We start from the raw sequence: 17017 nt of genomic DNA on the forward strand, positions 1-17017 counted from the left end.
TTCTACTCACTGTTTCTAATCATTCTACTGTTTTCTCCGTCTCTTCACTTTGTTCCTCGAATTTATCAAGCAAAGCACGCACTTCATCCGTTGACTTTGTATTCATCAATTGGTTTCTTAACTCCCCAGCTCCAGGGAATCCTTTGACATATATTTTGAAGAAGCGATGCAGTCCTGTGATTGATCGTGGTAATTCTTCTGCATATTGATCTTGTAAATCCAGTTGTAATCTTAGCAGATTCAGGTATTCAGTAGTGGAATGGTCCTTTGGTTCTTTTTCAAAAGCGAATGGATTTTTAAAAATACCTCGTCCAATCATCACTCCATCAATACCGTATTTTTCAGCAAGCTCCAAACCTTTTTTACGGTCAGGAATGTCCCCATTAATTGTTAGTAGCGTATTTGGTGCTATAGAATCGCGTAATTTTTTTATTTCCGGAATGAGCTCCCAATGGGCATCTGCTTGGCTCATTTCCTTCCTTGTCCGTAGATGAATGGAAAGATTCGCAATGTCTTGTTTCAAAATATGTGTTAGCCAGTCATGCATCTCCTCTAGTTCCGTAAAACCAAGTCTTGTCTTCACACTGACTGGCAATCCTCCTGCTTTTGCTGCTTGTATAAGTTCCGCTGCAACATCTGGACGAAGGATAAGTCCGCTTCCTTTTCCTCTAGTAGCCACATTCGGTACAGGGCATCCCATATTAATATCAATACCTTTAAATCCTAACTCTGCCATACCAATACTCATTTGACGAAAATACTCAGGATTATCTCCCCATATATGTGCCACCATTGGCTGTTCATCCTCAGTGAAAATTAAGCGACCACGGACACTTTTCGTCCCTTCTGGATGACAATAGCTATCTGAGTTTGTAAACTCCGTAAAAAACACGTCTGGTCTACCAGCTTGACTTACAACTTGACGAAAAACAACATCCGTCACATCTTCCATTGGCGCAAGTACAAAAAATGGTCGTGGTAAATCTCGCCAAAAATTATCTATCATACTAAAATTCAAATCCTCTCACTATGGTGTTATCTGTTGGTTAAAATAATAAAGTCATTATTATAGTATAACCTAGCTTATATAATTTTTCTTCTACCATGTTTGATACTAAAAAAAAAATCTAAAACTAAACAGACGGTTGAGAAGTGCATTATCGCAATTCTCAACCGTCTGTTATTTTAATTATTATATTAATTGGATAATGCGATCTTTATATGAGCTAAGTGATGCTCTTCGTGCCAAGCCAGTTTTGCAACTTTTTTCGCCACTGTTATTTCGCCGTTTGTTTGATGAGTAAATACTCGTTTTAATTGGTCTTCAGTTAAATCCTGCCCTAAAGAAACAATACGCTCATTTATACCTTCTAGCATTTTGATAGAACTTTCTACAGGAAGTATTGTATCTGGTTGTATTGCCCACTTCTCCTCACTAAATCCTGGTACTACTGGATTCTCATCAGTTAAAGCTAGCTTCAAACGTTGGTACATGTTCAACTGTGAATCTGCAATGTGGTGAACAAGCTGACGAACTGTCCATACACCTTCACGATACGTTTTGTTTAACTCTTCATCACTTAATGTGTCAACCGTTTCTCTAAGTCGCACCGTATACGTTCTAATTTCCTTTAACCATTCTTGAATATTTTCTAATGTTACTTTTTCAGGAACTTGTAATTCTCCAATTGGGTATCTAACATCCACTTTTCAAACCCCTTTTCCCTAATCTTTATTTTTGATATTAACACTTAATATATCAATCGGCTCAGATGTTGTAAAGACTAGTTAACTAAGGACTATCCACAATCTCAGCCAAAGTGAGTGAATCTCCCTGCTTAGATTTTACTCTCTTTTATTTATATACTAAATCCCTCTAAAATTTCTAACATTCCACTCCTGCAATCCCAAAACCACCTGGTCCAGCATGGGTAGAAATCATTGCACCTGCTTGCATCCATGTGATTTTCTCGAAACCTGCTTCCTTCGCGATTTCATCCATTCGTCTTTTAATACTCTCATCAAGTCCAATAGAGTAGATTAAATACAGCTGCTTTCTATCAATATCGTATTGGTTTAAGTAGTCTCGCATGAGCTTTTCCGCAACTATGCTCATACTTCCACGATATTTTCTAGTTGAAACAAGCTTTCCTTCTACTAATTCGATGCAGGGCTTTATTTTTAATAGTACTCCTCCAATATAAGCAACGTTACTTACCCTTCCACCAGACCTTAGAAAATCTAAACTGCCGGGAAGGAAAGCCAGTCTTGTTTTAGGAACTACAGATTCTATTTTTTCCATTAAGTGAACATGGCTAATGGAAGGTTCTTCCTCAAGCAAAGTTACAGCATACATCACGATTGCAGCTAATCCACCTGTTACATTTAGCGCATCAATTAGAAAAAGATCTTCAAAATCTTCCGCTGCGATTAATGCACTTTGAAAGGAAGCAGATGCTTTGGACGTATATCCAATATGAATAATGATGCTATCAGGAAAATATTTTCTAATTTTCGTAAACAATTCATGGTACTCATGTATATTCGTTGCTGTTGTAGATGGTATTTTTTTCGTGCGACTATGATAATCAAAAACATCCTCTACCGGTAACTCACCATCTAAGTAATCCTTCCCATCCATGATGACATGCATCGGCACTACTTGGATTTGATGTTTCTCAACCAGGTCTTTCGGTAAATCAGCGCCACTCTCTGTCGAAAAAATAATCCTACTCATTGAACATTCCTTTCAACCAACGCAACCATTCCTGCGTAATTAGTTATTTTATTTATCCTTAATATACACTAGACCGGGATATTAATCAGTTTAATAATCAGAAAATTCACATAAGAAGTGGAATATCAATACTACCTTGGAGAAAAATCTTATTGATTTACTTGAGGGTAGACATATAAAGTTATGATTTCTTCCGCCAACTAATTCTAATACTTACTCACCAACATTCATGACGAATTAAAGATAGGTGGAATGAAAAAGCAGACGGTTTTGAAATGCTTTCCTGCCCTTCTAAACAATCCACTTATTTAAAGAAACTTGCATGTTAATTTGCCTCTTACGTTCAATAAATTTTAACCAAAAACACCTATAATCCTTATTGGAACAACGTAAAAAAGACCGGACTCTACTATTAGAATCCGCCCAACAGTTCCAACCATTTCATAGGCTTGCTCCAATTTAGTGAGATCAGGACTTTTTATAACAATGAACGAATTAAACAAAAATTGGCGAGCATGAGCCGGTAAAAAACCGAACTCATACCAGCCAATTAGCTGCATTATTAAATGCTACCTTTTTAGGTATTACCCTTACCGCTTTGTTCTTTTTATACTAACTCCAACCACGAGACGACTTCACATTGTCATGATGCTGAGCGTGGAGTAAAAGTTCAGTTTTCGTCAAGCAGGTTAATCCAAATGTTGCCGCCGCTTACAGTAATATAGTAGTTTTGCTCACTACCGTCAGCATTTTCAAAGCGGATGAACGTATTGCCATCATGCTTTGCCGTAAGCACGACATGGTTCCCATCTTTAATCTCGACAACGACAACAGACTCATCCTCCATCGAGTATGCCCAATTTCCATCGTCAAGGAATATATCCTTGGACTTGTCTACTCCAGTGATGCTAACAAACGTAATAAGAACTGCAGCTATGACAGTAAGCGCTGCGACGCGGTGCTTTTTCTTATCTAGCAAAATAAAAACGAAGAAAATGGCCAGAGCAAGGCAGAAAATAGAGCTGAGTAAATGATTCGGAAAATTTGCCATTGCAGTTCTGAAATAACGGACGCTAGCGGCGGAAAGATAACCTGTTGCCACGGATAGAACTAGGACACTGAGCCAGTTTTTCTTTTTGAGTTGGAATGCTATCACAGCACCAGGCAGGGTCAGAAGTGTGATTTTAAACCAGTATTCATAATAACGGAATATCTCCCAACCGTATTCGTAAAACGGAACCTCAATCAAAAAAATAAGAGGCTGGCTGACAAGGAAGAACACGAAACATTTAAGCGAAGCTTCCCACCACTTTTGGCAATTAACAATAATGAAAATGGCAAAAAGAAACCAACAGTCAACATAAATAGCTATGTCCTGAAATGAGGTACCTTTCAAAAAAGACACCTGATTGATTAGGGCAGTATATACGGCTGTAATAATAGCCAAAAGAATAACTCTTGGCCAGGTCATATTAAATTCACCGAAGTATTTTTTAATTTTTTCCATGCTTCTCCTCTAAGTAAAACCTTATTTGACAGTAATCCCAACAAGCTTGTGTTTTTCCATGATTTATTTAACTAGATAAGTTCTAATTTGTCTAGTTTTTTTCTTTCATTAGGACTACTCGTTAACGTGGTATTCCACAGCTCTTTCGGGAATTCTTGGTTATCTTATTGCATACGCAACAATCTTTTTCGATTTTAGTCTAGCAATTGCTAGTGCTTATATGCAATATATAGTTATAGATAAGTTAGGAAAATTTTAAATTTCGATTCTATCTCTTTTATATTTCATTGGATTGTTGGCTTATTTATTTGAATATAATAAGAAACCCAAAATAATTAGGGAGCTGGTATAGTGAGCGAAATAGATAAACGAAACAGATTAAGTGAGGAACCATTTACTTATCAAATAACGAAAAATGGAACGGTAACAATCAATTACAAAGGTAAACAGATTAAAGTTGTAAAGGATAAGGAGGCTGAGCGACTTATAGCAAGAATTAAAGCAGTTGAAAATAATATGTTAGAAGTACAATTATTGTTAGCGAAAATTACAGGTAACTTTAAACGTGGAAACGAGAAAATGGGTAAGAATAAGAGAAAATAAATTAGTCTTAATTTTAGGTAGGTCGGACTAAATACGAAAATATAAAACGTTAAAACATCTCAATTTAATGTGTTAAATCAGCGTTGCACCCGGTGAGATAATTAACTGCAATTCAAAAGCCTCAAACAAACCTCTTTGTCTAAACCCATTCAAACGCGGATTTTGATATAGCGATATTTTTATTGATTATACTAACTAAAATTTATAAAGTCCTTAAGTCAACAATCGATTTTATCCCCCTGTCATTATTAAATTAAATCAAGAGATTATCGGTTTATGAATCGTACTAGAATTAAAAGGGATATACCTAGTATCAAGTATTGGTAAAGTTCATTTTTACTAATCTCCCCGGATATAAATAAATAATACTGTCCAACTAACTCGAGCATCTTATAAAAAAGGTGCAAGTGCGGATTACAATCAACCCATTGCCGCTATTTATAAAGAAACGGGAGTGGATTTTGATTTTTCAGAGCCAGCAGTTAAACGTATGGGTAAATTTCTAGAAAAAGTAATTCAAGACAAGTGTGAGCATTATTAAATTAAATCAAAAGTTTACCTTCTATAATAACAAGCAGATGGTTTAGATGTGCGATACCAGCACTTCTATACCATCTGCTTTTAATTTCACTATTAAACCAATTCCAACAAAGATAAGATGTTTCCCTACTCCTCAAGCTATCTTTCATATACATAAACAATCGAATCAAAACACCTTACCATTTTTTAATCCTTCTCCTATTAAAGATTCCAATCAAACACATGACTTGTCAACTATTGATTAATCAACTATAATAACCATAGATTTATATTTCAATAAAAAAGGGTGGAAAATATGATACAACAAAAAACAGCTTTAGAACAATTAATGGAGGAGCGTAAATCTGTGCGTAAGTATGAGTCGGGCGTTACGATTCCTCGCGAAACAATCGAGCATATTTTACAGCAAGCTACATCAGCTCCATCATCAAGTAACTTACAGCCTTGGCGCTTCCTAGTTATTGATGATCAAGAACAAAAGAAAGAATTACGTATTGCTGGTTTTAATCAGGCACAAATTGAAACATCTTCAGCGATTATTGCTGTATTAGGTGATAATGAAATGCATAAAAACGCTAAACAAATTAATGATTTAAATGTTGAGCTAGGCTATATGCCACGCGATATTGCTGATATGATGATCGCCAACTCGGAATCCACGTATAGCGATTTATCGAATGAACAACGGACAAACATTGCACATTTAGATGCTGGTTTAATTACTATGCAAATCGTACTTTTATCGAAGGATATGGGTTATGACACTGTAATTATGGGTGGCTTCGATAAAGCAGCATTCGCTCAAAAATACGAGCTACCTGCAAATGAGATACCAATGGTGTTAATCGCTATCGGTAAAGCGGCTATGCCAGCACGTAATTCATCACGTTTACCGTTTGAACAAATTATTCGCTTTTCTAGCTAAATAAGGCATTTCAGCTCTTAATTCATTTTAAATTTGATTTTGTTATCCTTTCTAATAAACGAAAATGCTATTATATAGGTTTAGACATAGCGTCCCTCTGTTCAATGTCACATAGAGCATCTGGCGTACATTATGAAACACCTAAAAATCTTCTAAAATAAATGCCGAATTCGAACTCAATTTTTAATGCGTGCAAAACGAAAAACAATCAATGTGAGGAGGAATAGTATGGAAGTTTGTTTGGATGATAAAAAACAAATGATTATGATGTTGAAAAGATTAGACCGGCACGTAACGCAAGTTTTTGAAAAAAGAACAGAAGTTAGTTTGACTAGATATGAAATTTTAGCTTCTCTAATTAAAAAGGGTAGTGTTTCACAAAAAGTACTACAACAATCCCTAGCTATCGATCAATCGGCAATTACGCGACACTTAAAGTTGCTTGAAGAACAGCAATATGTCGAACGCAAACGTAATGAAAAAAACAATCGTGAAGTACTTGTAACGATTTCTGATAAAGGACGAGAATTATTAGAGGGTTGTACAATGTTTAAAGATCAATTTATGAATGATCTCTACGATGATTTTTCTGATAGTGATTTACAGCAACTCAAGCAATTTCTCACGCGCTTAAATCACAATGTAGAGAAGCTTTAAGTTTTGCTCATTAATGCGAAAATCTATTGTTTTAAAACAAATTAAGCATAGTAGTAGAAACCATGGCTATGGTCTTTACTACTACGCTTTTTTTATCTTTTATACCATTCGTATTTCTTACAATGTCCGTTGGTGCTGGTGAGATTAATTATATAAGTTCGGTTCCTATTCTTGGGGAATCGAGCCTATTTTTATTTTTTATCTTCAACTAAACTCATCTTCCCTTAAGGCATCTTTTGTTAATTATTTTTTCTAAAAGGGTTAATAACTAGCAATCTATAATATAATAGTTTTAATAATTAAAATTATTGAAATAATTATATGATAGAAGGAGAGTCATTCATGTCACAAAATACAAGTCCTAATTATTATAAAGAATTAATTGATTTACAAGATGTCGAACGGGTGGAAGCTCAGTTTAAAAGTTTACTTGCTGTTCCGATTGAATCCATTTCTGATTTAGAAAAGTGGTTAGAAGACGAAAAGGATTTACTGTTTATAATCGATGAGGCGATGACAGGTCACCAAGTCGACTTCTACCGAAACACAGAAGATGCGGACATCAAGTCAACTTATCTTCACGATCAGCAAGCCATTCAACCACTTTTAATGAAATACGTAGCAAAGTTAAATGAAAAATGCTGTGATTCTACTTATTTTACTCATTTAGATGATAACCGTTACGGCTTGATGCGACGTGTTCGTGAGTCGAAGGTTAAACTTTTCAGAGAAGAGAATATTCCACTACTTGTAAAGGAACAAGAGCTTTGTACTAAGTACGATGAAATTATGGGTAGCCTAACAGTTGAATGGGAGGGAGAGGAAAAGCCTTTTCCATTTATCGAATCCCTTCTAGATCATCTAGACAGAGCCGTGCGAAAAAAAGCTTATCACACAATGATGTCAGCCCATCGTCAAATTAAGCCCGATATGGATGCCATCATGGACGAGCTTATTCAACTGCGCCATCAAATAGCTTTAAATGCAGGATTTGAAAATTACCGTGATTATATGTTTATAGAGAAAAATCGTGAATATAGCATCCAGGATTGTTATGACTTTCATGAAAATGTAGCAAAATATATTATTCCCGCTTGGAATCGTCTCTCAAATGTTTTTAAAACAAAGCTTGGTGTCGATAAGTATCGCCCTTGGGATAACACGGCTAAATTCATGAAAAACCCACCATACTCTGAGGTGTCTACTCTGATGGATGGCGTTTCTGAAATGTTAGGCAAAACTGACCCATTTTTTGCAGACCGTTTCGATTACATGAGAGCGAATGGGTTACTAGACCTCGATGACCGAAAAGGTAAAGTCCCAGGTGGTTTCTGTACTTCTTTACCTATATCAGGGGATACTTTTGTTTTTGCGAACTTTAGTCCTTCCTTTTTCTCTCTTATCGCATTAATTCATGAAATGGGCCATGCAGTGAATGGATATTTTCAGTTATCCGAACACGGCCCCATTGAAGACTACAAAGGACGAAGTGAAGTTGCTGAGCTTTATTCTCATGGGATGGAATTACTCTTATTGGATAAGCTTGACCGTTTCTATCCAGAAGAGGAGGATTTTAAGAATGCACAGCGTGAAGAGCTGAGACGAGCATTTTCGATGTTAATCGGACCATTAGCAGGAGATCTCTTCCTGCATTGGATGTATACAAATCCTAAACACACTTCCAAAGAGCGAGATGAAAAGTACTTTGAAATCTCAAAACTTTATGGCTTAAACCCTGTTGATACTTCTGGCCTGGAGGAAGAAATTGGGATGATCTGGGCTGGTACCCTTCATTATTTCCAAGTTCCTTTCTATCTTATTGAATACTCTATCTCGATGCTTGGTGCACTACAAATACTGGAGAATTATCAGAACAACCCAGAGAAAGCAGTTGAATCCTTTAAAAAAGGTGCAAGTGCAGACTACAATCAATCCATCGCAACTATTTATAAAGAAACTGGGGTAAATTTTGACTTTTCAGAGCCAGTTGTTAAACAAATGGGTGAATTCCTAGAAAAAGTAGTTCAAGACATTCATTAATAAAGTGTGAATATGGGACAGATCATTGTAGAGGTCAATTGGGATTTTTCCATACAAAAGTTACAAATAGTGATGTCTATCCCCTTTGATTAATAGTCAAGGTTGTATTCATGGACTTACCTTCTAAAAATTATTTTATCTTTTTTAAAACAACAAGAGAAAAGAACGAATTCCATACAACGGAAATTCGTTCTTCTTTCATTATACTAACTCCAACCAAGTGACTGCTTCACAATGTTTGGAGTGCTGGTGGGTTTAATTATTTTGGCTAGTTCCCAGTTTAATAAAGTCGAGTCAATTTTTATTAATTTATTTTCAACAACCTTTTTTCTTTGGTCGTCGGATCCAGCATGACACATCTAATAATTACTTGTACAACAAAAATAGATATTTCGTATTTCCGTATTTTCATTCACTAAAAAGGAGCTATTTTTAGCGCTTCCATCGTAAATTTTATTTTACTTTTGAAAAAGAGCTAACTGGAGTTTGTGGAGCGGTGTATTGATTATGTAGCATCTAAAACCTTTTAATATTAAAAGGTTTTAGAACTAGGCTCGGTTCCTAAGCGAACTCTTCTCTGTTTGCACGCTCTACAGGTAATCCGCTATTTAAGTAACTATTTTCCCATCGATTTCATGAATATAAGAGTTTAAAACCCCAATTTGCTCTTCTAATTTTTCCTTGTGCTGAACTAATATAGCTTGCGTATTAATCTCTTCCTGTTCTAAATTCAGAGTTGAAATATTTTCTCGTATATCCTCAATCGACATGCCCAGATTTCGAAAACATTTGATTAATTTTAGGAGTTCAATATCTTGATCATCAAATATTCGATGATTTTGTGTATTTCTTTTTATTGATGCAATTAAATCTATTTTTTCATAGTATCGAATTGAGCTTGATGGAATTTCAACTAAGAGACTAGCTTGTTGAATTGTATACACGAGGCATCCTCCTTGACTTAAAGTATGGTTTAACCTTTAAGGTTGATAGTATCAAATCAAAAGGAGAATGTATAATGAAAAAGATTTTAGTAGTAGTAACAAATATTTCTAAATATCCAAATTTAGAACGCGCAACAGGATTATGGTTAGGGGAAGCTGTTCACTTTACAGCTGAAATGGAAAAGGAAGGCTACCAAATTGATTTTGTAAGCCCTAAAGGTGGTCACACGCCACTTGACCCACACAGCCTACAAGCTGATCAAATGACGGAATTGGATTGGCAATATTATTCAAATGATGATTTCTTAAACAAGCTAAGTACTACTTTATCGGCTGACGCTATTAATCCAAATGATTATGATGCTATCTATTATGCAGGTGGTCATGGAGTTATGTGGGATTTCCCAGAAGATGAAAACCTACAAAACATTGCCAGTACCATTTACGATAACGGTGGCGTTGTTTCTGCTGTTTGTCACGGAGTTGTTGGATTATTAAATATTAAAAATGGTGACGGTGAATATTTAATTAAAAATACTAAAGTGACTGGTTTTACTAACACAGAAGAAATTGCTGTTGGACTAGATAAAGTCGTGCCATTTTTAACTGAAGATGAACTTGTTCGTAAAGGGGCAAATTACGTAAAAGGCGAAGACTGGGCAGTGTTTGCTGTAGCTGATAATCGTATCGTTACTGGACAAAATCCTGCATCAGGTGGTGCAGTGGCCAAAGAGGTAATTCAATTATTAAAATCTATGTAAAGCTTTCCAATGTAAGGTTAGGTTGATAACAGCTATTTTTCCTCAATAAAATTCTAAACAACCACTTACAGAGCTGACACCAACAATCTTAGCTCCCTTAATTCATAAACTAACAAGTAAAAGCAGACGCCCAACTAGAAGTGCATTATTGCACTTCTAAACCGTCTGCTTTTTATGTTTTCAACAATATTAAATTAGCTATACCAAAGATTCATCCCAACAAAGCGTACGTTGAAAAGCACGCTTGATGTAGGATTAGTCAGCTAGTTCAAGCCACGCCACAGCTTCACAATGCGTCGATTGCGGGAACATATCCACTGGTTGAACCTCTTTTGTTTTATAACCGCCGTCTTCTAATATTCTCAAATCACGAGCAAGCGTTGCGGGGTTACAAGATACATAAACAACACGCTTTGGACGCTGCTCTATAATTGTCGTTAATAGTGCTTCATCACAACCTTTTCTCGGTGGATCCACTACTAAGACATCTGCATGCTTGCCTTCTTTGTACCAATTAGGAATAACTTCCTCTGCAGGTCCAGCCTCAAAGTATGTGTTAGTAAAACCATTCAGCTCTGCATTTCGTTTTGCGTCTTCAATTGCCTGTGGGACGATCTCTACTCCAAGTACTTGTTTGGCTTTTTGCGCTAAAAATAATGAAATTGTACCAATTCCGCAATATGCGTCAATTACTGTTTCTTCCCCTGTTAGCTGTGCATAATCCAGTGCTTGCTTGTATAGGACCTCCGTTTGTACAGGATTTACTTGGTAAAATGAGCGCGCTGAAATTTCAAAGCGAACATCCCCGATTAAGTCTTCAATAACGGCTTTGCCCCAAATAACGTTTGTTTCATTTCCAAAAATCACATTTGTGTTCTGGTTATTCACATTATGAACAATTGATTTCACATTTGGTTCTACTTCACGGATGAATTGAATAATTTCCTCTTGCTTCGCTAATTTTGCATGCTTCGTTACAAGTACAACCATCACTTCTCCAGTTGCCCGTCCTTTACGGACGACTAAGTGGCGTAGCTGACCTTTTTTCGTTTCTTCATTGTATGGAACTAAATCCAGTTTCAATGCATTTTCTTTTACTGCTCTTAGTAATCTATCTGCCTCATCTGATTGTATTAAACAAGTATTCGTATCTGCTATTCGATGAGATTTCGCTTGATAGAAGCCTGCAATAACTTGACCATTTTCTAAATCAAATGGTATTTGAGATTTGTTGCGATATTCCCAAGGCTTGTCCATACCTTTTACAGGAAGAACTGGTGCTTCTATTTTCCCAATGCGTTTCATGACATTGCGAACCATACTTTCCTTCCATGCAAGCTGTCCTTCATATGTCATATGCTGAAGCTGACAGCCTCCACATTGATAAAATACTGGACAAGGTGCTTCTACACGAAATGGAGATGGCTCTACGATATTTTTTAACTTGGCAAAGCCATAGTTTTTTAATGTTTTAAGCACGTGGACTTCTACAGTTTCATTTGGCAAGCCTCCTGCTATAAATAGAGGATATCCGTCGACCTTTGCGACACCCGCTCCGTCATGTGTTAAATCTTCAATATAGACTGTTAACTGATCATTTTTTTGTACTGGTGTATTCAATGTTAATCTCCGTTCTAGTTATGATTGATTCATTATACCAAAAAGAATGCGTACAAGTCTGCTGACTCATACGCATTATCAATTATTTTTCAATTCTTCTACACAAAATCACAGTTATGTGAACCTTCTATAATATAACAGAATTTTTAGAAATGTTATACTAGTTATAGCTTTATTTATTTAAAAAGCCCATCTTCCACAAACACTGTCCTGAATGTTTTAAAAAACAAGTTAAAAATAAATCAAATTAGATAATAATGGAGGTAATAAGATGGAGTTACTTATGGAAATTATAGGTAATGTACTGCCCGTTGTAATAGTTGGAGGCATTGCGATCTTTATTATTAAAAAGCTTGAGCATAAACAAAAGCAAGGTAAGACTGGCAGAAAAAATTCAAACGACCAACAAGATTTACTGGACAGTTTGATACCTCTAGGAATGCTATTTGGATGTGTAGTTGGGGTTATATTTAATATACTTTTCTCATTTTCATTATTATCCACTTTATCTTTTGGCTCTGGGGCAGGCCTACTACTTGGCTTTTTTGCATATGAAATTAATAGCAGGACAGAGGTAAATTAATGAGAAAAACCTAACTAGAGCTTTAGCTTAGTATAAGATTAGGATTCATTACTTCGATGTTTTCTATAGTCGTCATGAATGACTGGAACAAATCCGTTTTGTTCCAGTTTTAAATAGCGCTCCTCTAGATGGGTTATTATCTTTTGTCCCTTTTCTTTAGAAAACACACCATACTCAACATATTTGTTAATAATTTCTTTCTTTTGGTTAAGCGCATCTTGTTGTAAAGACTTCATCTCTTCTTGTTGTTTCGCCGTTAACTTTATATCTGCTGGCATTTCTGCTTTTGTTTCTAATGAAAACCCCATTATTCCCAAACACATTAAAATTGCTGTTATAACACTAACCCAATGTTTTTTCATAGACAAATCTCCTTCCTTCAATTTGTTTTATCATGTGCCACTAGGCAGCAATTATCCTTTTTTGAAAAACTGTATAAAATGCTATAAGTAGAATAAAAATAAAAAAGAACCTCATTTTGAGGTCCAATATTACTTTGTTTCTACTGCCAATATTTTAACGAGACCAGCTAATTGCTCCCATGAATGAATTTCATAGGTTGGTTCTATATTAGTTTGATTCTGTTTTCTATTTGGATTGAACCAACATGTATCAATTCCAAAATTATTTCCTCCTTGAATGTCGGAAGAAAGTGAATCACCAACCATTAATACGCGAGATGGATCTGAAATTTGTAGCTTCTCTAATGCATATGCAAAAATTTCTTTTTGAGGTTTTTGGAATCCTGTTTCTTCCGAGGTTATGATGGCTTCAAAAATATTCTTTAAAGAAGATCCATTTACTCGTGCATGCTGTGCATCTTTAAATCCATTAGTAAGAAGAGCGATTCGGAAATCTTTCATGCTTGCTAACATTTCTTCTACTCCTTCAATCAGATGAACTTCTTTCCCTAAATTTTCTATGTACTTCTCTCCGCATATAATCGGATCTATGTCTAAGGAATGTTCGGTAAATAACCGTTTAAAACGTTCGACTTTTAGCTCTGTTAAAGTGGTACGACCATATTCTAGGTCTTCCCATAAGCTTTTACTTATAGCCTTGTAGGTATCTAGATAATCATTTAAACCATTTGGCAATCCATACTCTTCAAACAAAAAACGAAATGCATTATGTTCAGTCATTCCAAAGTCAAGTAAAGTGTCATCTAAATCAAATAGTAGTACATCATATTTCATCAAAAATACCCCTTTCCTGTCCCTCCAATTGTAGCAGAATAGATATTAGACTAAAATATCCTTTAGTGTTTTCTAATAAGAAGATATTCTTTCCAGGTCCAATAAATATTTAATGGGCTATATGGGCTATCTTATTAACTTTTAGGGCTTTCTTGCATGTAATAGTGCTATTTATGGACTATATTTAATCTGTTTTGGCCATATAAAGTTTTTAGGGTCATCTGACTGAACACATAATAATGTCCCCGATCAAGTCGACCGAGGACATTCGTTTATTCGTCCTTCACTGCCCCGTCTTTAGAAGCTGCCCAAAAGGCTATGATAATGGAGCCGATTAATACGATGAATGGTGCATAAAATATCATAAACTCTGTCATAGTTTGCTCCTTCCTTATGCGTGATTATCTTCTTTTTTTCCACGTACATAATCTTTATTGAACAAAAACAATCTCAGTAGTAAATATAGCGATGGTATTAGTAAAGCAAGCCCAGCTATAAAAGCGACTATTAAAGCAAGAGCCATTGCTTCATTAGTAAAGCTGTCATAGATTGTTAAATGTGGATACAGCAAATATGGGAGATGCGCAAATCCGTATGCGAAGAATGCTATAAGAAACTGGCCTCCTAATAACACAAAAGCCAATCCGTAACTTCTTTTCGACCATAATAACCACACTGTACCGATGAAAAGTAATAGTGATAATGCAAATGCCCACCAAATATTAAGCATGTTTTCGTAATGCTCCGGATTATGTGAACGAAGCTCCACCATAATTCCACCCGCTGTTATTATCGTCGGCAGTGCCCAAATAAGTGCATACTTTCGCATCAGCCTTGTCGCATCTATGTCTCCTGCTTTATTGGCATACCAGGTCAAAAACACGGATGAAATATACAATACTGAAGAAAGACTTAATACAACAATCGACCATGTGAGTGGGCTTGTAAATAATGCCTCGTAATCGAGAGTAGGCGAATCATTGATCATATGAACAAAGCCGCCTTCTGATATTGTTAATACAATAGACAAAGCTGCCGGGATAAAAAGACCAGCAAGACCATACATAAATGAGTATCCCTTGTGCCCTCTAGAACCATATGTTTCAAAAGCATAATAAGAGCCGCGAATCGCAAGTAATATTAGAGCTATACTTGCAGGAACTAGTAAGGTCGTACCATAATAAAATGCAGTTTTCGGGAAAAATCCGATAATCCCTACAAAGAAAAAAACTAAAAATACATTCGTTACCTCCCAAACTGGCGACAAATAACGCTGTATAATATTCGTTAATATCCTCTGCCTTCCTGTGAGTAAACTATACGCGTTAAAAAAACCTGCACCAAAGTCAATAGATGCAACGACTAAATATCCGAAAAGAAACGTCCACAACACAAAAATTCCGATGATCTCTAATGTCATAACATATCACCGCCCTTTTCAGCATGTCGGTCTTCTATTTCCTGTTCGACTGGATTCTTTCTGAACATACGACTTAAAACAACGATACTTCCGACCCCAAGTACTAGGTAAAGACCAGCAAATAAAATCAGCATGATATCGACATGTGGACTGGTCGTTGCAGCATCTTCCACCCGCATAATACCTCTTAGTATCCATGGCTGCCTTCCTACTTCCGCAAGCCACCAACCAGCTTCAATAGCGAGTATAGACGCTGGTCCTCCCAAAACTATGAGCCAACGGTACCATCTAGAATTGACAAAGGACCATTTCAGGATTTTACCAAGCCAGTATAGTCCCGAAAGTGCTACCATCGACATACCAATCGTCACCATAATATCAAACAAGTAGTGAATATATAACGGCGGTGTTTCATCCTCTGGGAACTGATCTAAACCAATCACTTCTGCAGTCGGATTGAAATGGGCGAGAATACTCAAAGCAAAGGGTATTTCTATTGCATACTTCACTTCTCCATCATCTAATATTCCATAGAGAATTAGTGGCGCACTTTCTTCCGTTTCAAAATGCCATTCAGCTGCAGCTAGTTTTTCAGGCTGATACTCCGCTAAATACTTTCCTGAGAAATCTCCAATAATAGCAGTAGCAATTGAAAATACTAACCCTACTTTCATCGTTAAAAATAATGCTTTTTTATGGTATATATGATTAGAGCCTTTCAATAAACGAAAAGCTGCAATCGCCGCTAACACAAATGCAGAGGTCATATACGCCGTTACCACTACATGAGCAACCTTTGTTGGCATAGCAGGGTTGAACATGGCTAGCAGCGGGCTAATATTCACTAATTCCCCGTTAACTATATCGAATCCTTGAGGGGCATTCATAAATGCATTTACCATGGTTATAAAAACTGCGGAAAATGAAGCACCAATGGCAACTGGAATAAGTAACAGGAGATGCTTCTTTTGGTTCTCAAATCGATCCCAAGTATATAAGTAAATACCAAGGAAAATAGCTTCAAAAAAGAAAGCAAAAGTCTCCATGAATAGAGGAAGAGCTATAATATTCCCCGCAAGTTCCATAAAGTTCGGCCACAGTAATGACAACTGCATACCAATTGCGGTCCCTGTAACAACTCCTACCGCTACAGTAATGACGAATCCTCTCGCCCACCTACGTGCTAACAATATGTAATGCTCATCATTCTTTTTAATACCTACCCACTGGGCAATCATAATCATTAAAGGTACACCAACACCAATAGTTGCGTAAATAATATGAAACGATAAGGTCAATTCGGTTAAAACGCGACTAAAAAATACCGATTCTTCATTCATCAGCCTTCCCCCATTCTAGTTCCCAAATATTCTCCCCGCTATTGATAGCATCATGATTCCTGCCACAACAAAAGCAAGCCACATTAAATACTTCTCTTGTTTCTTATACATGTGCTCCACCCCTTTATCATCATATTACCCAAA

17 protein-coding genes are annotated in these 17017 nt (G+C 36.3%); 6 read left to right on the plus strand and 11 right to left on the minus strand.

The annotated features are described in order from the left end of the window. Window positions 1-19: 19 nt before the first annotated feature. The 4 genes from MKX53_RS14845 to MKX53_RS14860 form a co-directional block, all read right to left on the minus strand. Entirely contained in the window at window positions 20-1006 is a 987-nt protein-coding gene (locus tag MKX53_RS14845) for a tRNA dihydrouridine synthase (RefSeq protein WP_340912217.1), read from the minus strand. A 191-nt stretch (window positions 1007-1197) separates the two neighbouring features. Further along, window positions 1198-1707, minus strand: coding sequence for a YfiT family bacillithiol transferase (locus MKX53_RS14850; protein ID WP_340912219.1), 510 nt, complete (start codon window positions 1705-1707; stop codon window positions 1198-1200). Window positions 1708-1885: 178 nt separating this feature from the next. Beyond that, on the minus strand, window positions 1886-2737 hold the full coding sequence (locus MKX53_RS14855) for a DegV family protein (protein ID WP_340912221.1): 852 nt from the start codon (window positions 2735-2737) through the stop codon (window positions 1886-1888). A gap of 670 nt (window positions 2738-3407) precedes the next feature. After that, window positions 3408-4244 (minus strand): hypothetical protein, encoded by an 837-nt coding sequence (locus MKX53_RS14860; RefSeq protein ID WP_340912224.1) that lies wholly within the window; start codon window positions 4242-4244, stop codon window positions 3408-3410. 351 nt (window positions 4245-4595) lie between these two features. Between MKX53_RS14860 and MKX53_RS14865 the strand changes: the two genes are divergently transcribed. The 4 genes from MKX53_RS14865 (at window position 4596) to MKX53_RS14880 (ending at window position 9009) form a co-directional block, all read left to right on the plus strand. Continuing rightward, the gene (locus tag MKX53_RS14865) at window positions 4596-4847 is read left to right on the plus strand and encodes a hypothetical protein (RefSeq protein ID WP_093538072.1); all 252 of its coding nucleotides are present in this window, start codon (window positions 4596-4598) and stop codon (window positions 4845-4847) included. A gap of 835 nt (window positions 4848-5682) precedes the next feature. Continuing rightward, complete coding sequence (locus tag MKX53_RS14870) at window positions 5683-6312, plus strand: nitroreductase family protein (RefSeq protein WP_340763470.1); 630 nt, start codon at window positions 5683-5685, stop codon at window positions 6310-6312. A 228-nt stretch (window positions 6313-6540) separates the two neighbouring features. Then, window positions 6541-6969, plus strand: a complete 429-nt coding sequence (locus tag MKX53_RS14875) for a MarR family winged helix-turn-helix transcriptional regulator (RefSeq protein WP_093538070.1) — start codon at window positions 6541-6543, stop codon at window positions 6967-6969. A gap of 342 nt (window positions 6970-7311) precedes the next feature. After that, window positions 7312-9009 carry a M3 family oligoendopeptidase gene (locus MKX53_RS14880; RefSeq protein ID WP_340912226.1) on the plus strand — a complete coding sequence of 566 codons (1698 nt, stop codon included), beginning with the start codon at window positions 7312-7314 and terminating at the stop codon, window positions 9007-9009. Between the two features lie 608 nt (window positions 9010-9617). Here the strand turns inward: MKX53_RS14880 and MKX53_RS14885 are convergent. Beyond that, window positions 9618-9953, minus strand: a complete 336-nt coding sequence (locus MKX53_RS14885; protein WP_340912228.1) for a MerR family transcriptional regulator — start codon at window positions 9951-9953, stop codon at window positions 9618-9620. 74 nt (window positions 9954-10027) lie between these two features. Between MKX53_RS14885 and MKX53_RS14890 the strand changes: the two genes are divergently transcribed. Then, complete coding sequence (locus tag MKX53_RS14890) at window positions 10028-10714, plus strand: type 1 glutamine amidotransferase domain-containing protein (RefSeq protein ID WP_340912229.1); 687 nt, start codon at window positions 10028-10030, stop codon at window positions 10712-10714. Between the two features lie 255 nt (window positions 10715-10969). Here MKX53_RS14890 and rlmD read toward each other — a convergent pair whose 3' ends face one another. Then, complete coding sequence (gene rlmD, locus MKX53_RS14895; RefSeq protein ID WP_340912231.1) at window positions 10970-12334, minus strand: 23S rRNA (uracil(1939)-C(5))-methyltransferase RlmD; 1365 nt, start codon at window positions 12332-12334, stop codon at window positions 10970-10972. 283 nt (window positions 12335-12617) lie between these two features. On the opposite strand from rlmD, the gene MKX53_RS14900 reads away from it, so the two are divergent. Next, complete coding sequence (locus tag MKX53_RS14900; protein ID WP_340913374.1) at window positions 12618-12917, plus strand: hypothetical protein; 300 nt, start codon at window positions 12618-12620, stop codon at window positions 12915-12917. 38 nt (window positions 12918-12955) lie between these two features. On the opposite strand, the gene MKX53_RS14905 is transcribed toward MKX53_RS14900, so the two are convergent. The 5 genes from MKX53_RS14905 to MKX53_RS14920 form a co-directional block, all read right to left on the minus strand. Then, window positions 12956-13279, minus strand: a complete 324-nt coding sequence (locus tag MKX53_RS14905) for a YckD family protein (protein ID WP_340763475.1) — start codon at window positions 13277-13279, stop codon at window positions 12956-12958. Between the two features lie 129 nt (window positions 13280-13408). After that, the gene (locus MKX53_RS14910) at window positions 13409-14113 is read right to left on the minus strand and encodes a YjjG family noncanonical pyrimidine nucleotidase (protein ID WP_340912233.1); all 705 of its coding nucleotides are present in this window, start codon (window positions 14111-14113) and stop codon (window positions 13409-13411) included. Between the two features lie 272 nt (window positions 14114-14385). Then, window positions 14386-14490 (minus strand): cytochrome bd oxidase small subunit CydS, encoded by a 105-nt coding sequence (gene cydS / locus MKX53_RS19745; protein ID WP_407691719.1) that lies wholly within the window; start codon window positions 14488-14490, stop codon window positions 14386-14388. Between the two features lie 14 nt (window positions 14491-14504). Next, window positions 14505-15533 carry a cytochrome d ubiquinol oxidase subunit II gene (locus tag MKX53_RS14915; RefSeq protein WP_340770227.1) on the minus strand — a complete coding sequence of 343 codons (1029 nt, stop codon included), beginning with the start codon at window positions 15531-15533 and terminating at the stop codon, window positions 14505-14507. After that, entirely contained in the window at window positions 15530-16876 is a 1347-nt protein-coding gene (locus MKX53_RS14920) for a cytochrome ubiquinol oxidase subunit I (protein ID WP_093538056.1), read from the minus strand. The genes MKX53_RS14915 and MKX53_RS14920 overlap by 4 nt, the downstream gene beginning before the upstream one ends. Between the last annotated feature and the right edge of the window lie 141 nt (window positions 16877-17017).

Source organism: Psychrobacillus sp. FSL K6-4615 (genome assembly GCF_038008225.1).
In the GTDB taxonomy this organism is placed as follows: Bacteria; Bacillota; Bacilli; order Bacillales_A; family Planococcaceae; genus Psychrobacillus; species Psychrobacillus psychrotolerans.

What these genes read in the sequence shown, in the direction of transcription:
- MKX53_RS14845 (WP_340912217.1), bottom strand. Translation starts at nt 1,006, where the DNA reads ATGATAGATAATTTTTGGCGAGATTTACCACGACCATTTTTTGTACTT.
- MKX53_RS14855 (WP_340912221.1), bottom strand. Translation starts at nt 2,737, where the DNA reads ATGAGTAGGATTATTTTTTCGACAGAGAGTGGCGCTGATTTACCGAAA.
- MKX53_RS14860 (WP_340912224.1), bottom strand. Translation starts at nt 4,244, where the DNA reads ATGGAAAAAATTAAAAAATACTTCGGTGAATTTAATATGACCTGGCCA.
- MKX53_RS14870 (WP_340763470.1), top strand. Translation starts at nt 5,683, where the DNA reads ATGATACAACAAAAAACAGCTTTAGAACAATTAATGGAGGAGCGTAAA.
- MKX53_RS14875 (WP_093538070.1), top strand. Translation starts at nt 6,541, where the DNA reads ATGGAAGTTTGTTTGGATGATAAAAAACAAATGATTATGATGTTGAAA.
- MKX53_RS14880 (WP_340912226.1), top strand. Translation starts at nt 7,312, where the DNA reads ATGTCACAAAATACAAGTCCTAATTATTATAAAGAATTAATTGATTTA.
- MKX53_RS14890 (WP_340912229.1), top strand. Translation starts at nt 10,028, where the DNA reads ATGAAAAAGATTTTAGTAGTAGTAACAAATATTTCTAAATATCCAAAT.
- MKX53_RS14900 (WP_340913374.1), top strand. Translation starts at nt 12,618, where the DNA reads ATGGAAATTATAGGTAATGTACTGCCCGTTGTAATAGTTGGAGGCATT.
- MKX53_RS14905 (WP_340763475.1), bottom strand. Translation starts at nt 13,279, where the DNA reads ATGAAAAAACATTGGGTTAGTGTTATAACAGCAATTTTAATGTGTTTG.
- MKX53_RS14910 (WP_340912233.1), bottom strand. Translation starts at nt 14,113, where the DNA reads ATGAAATATGATGTACTACTATTTGATTTAGATGACACTTTACTTGAC.
- cydS (WP_407691719.1), bottom strand. Translation starts at nt 14,490, where the DNA reads ATGACAGAGTTTATGATATTTTATGCACCATTCATCGTATTAATCGGC.
- MKX53_RS14915 (WP_340770227.1), bottom strand. Translation starts at nt 15,533, where the DNA reads ATGACATTAGAGATCATCGGAATTTTTGTGTTGTGGACGTTTCTTTTC.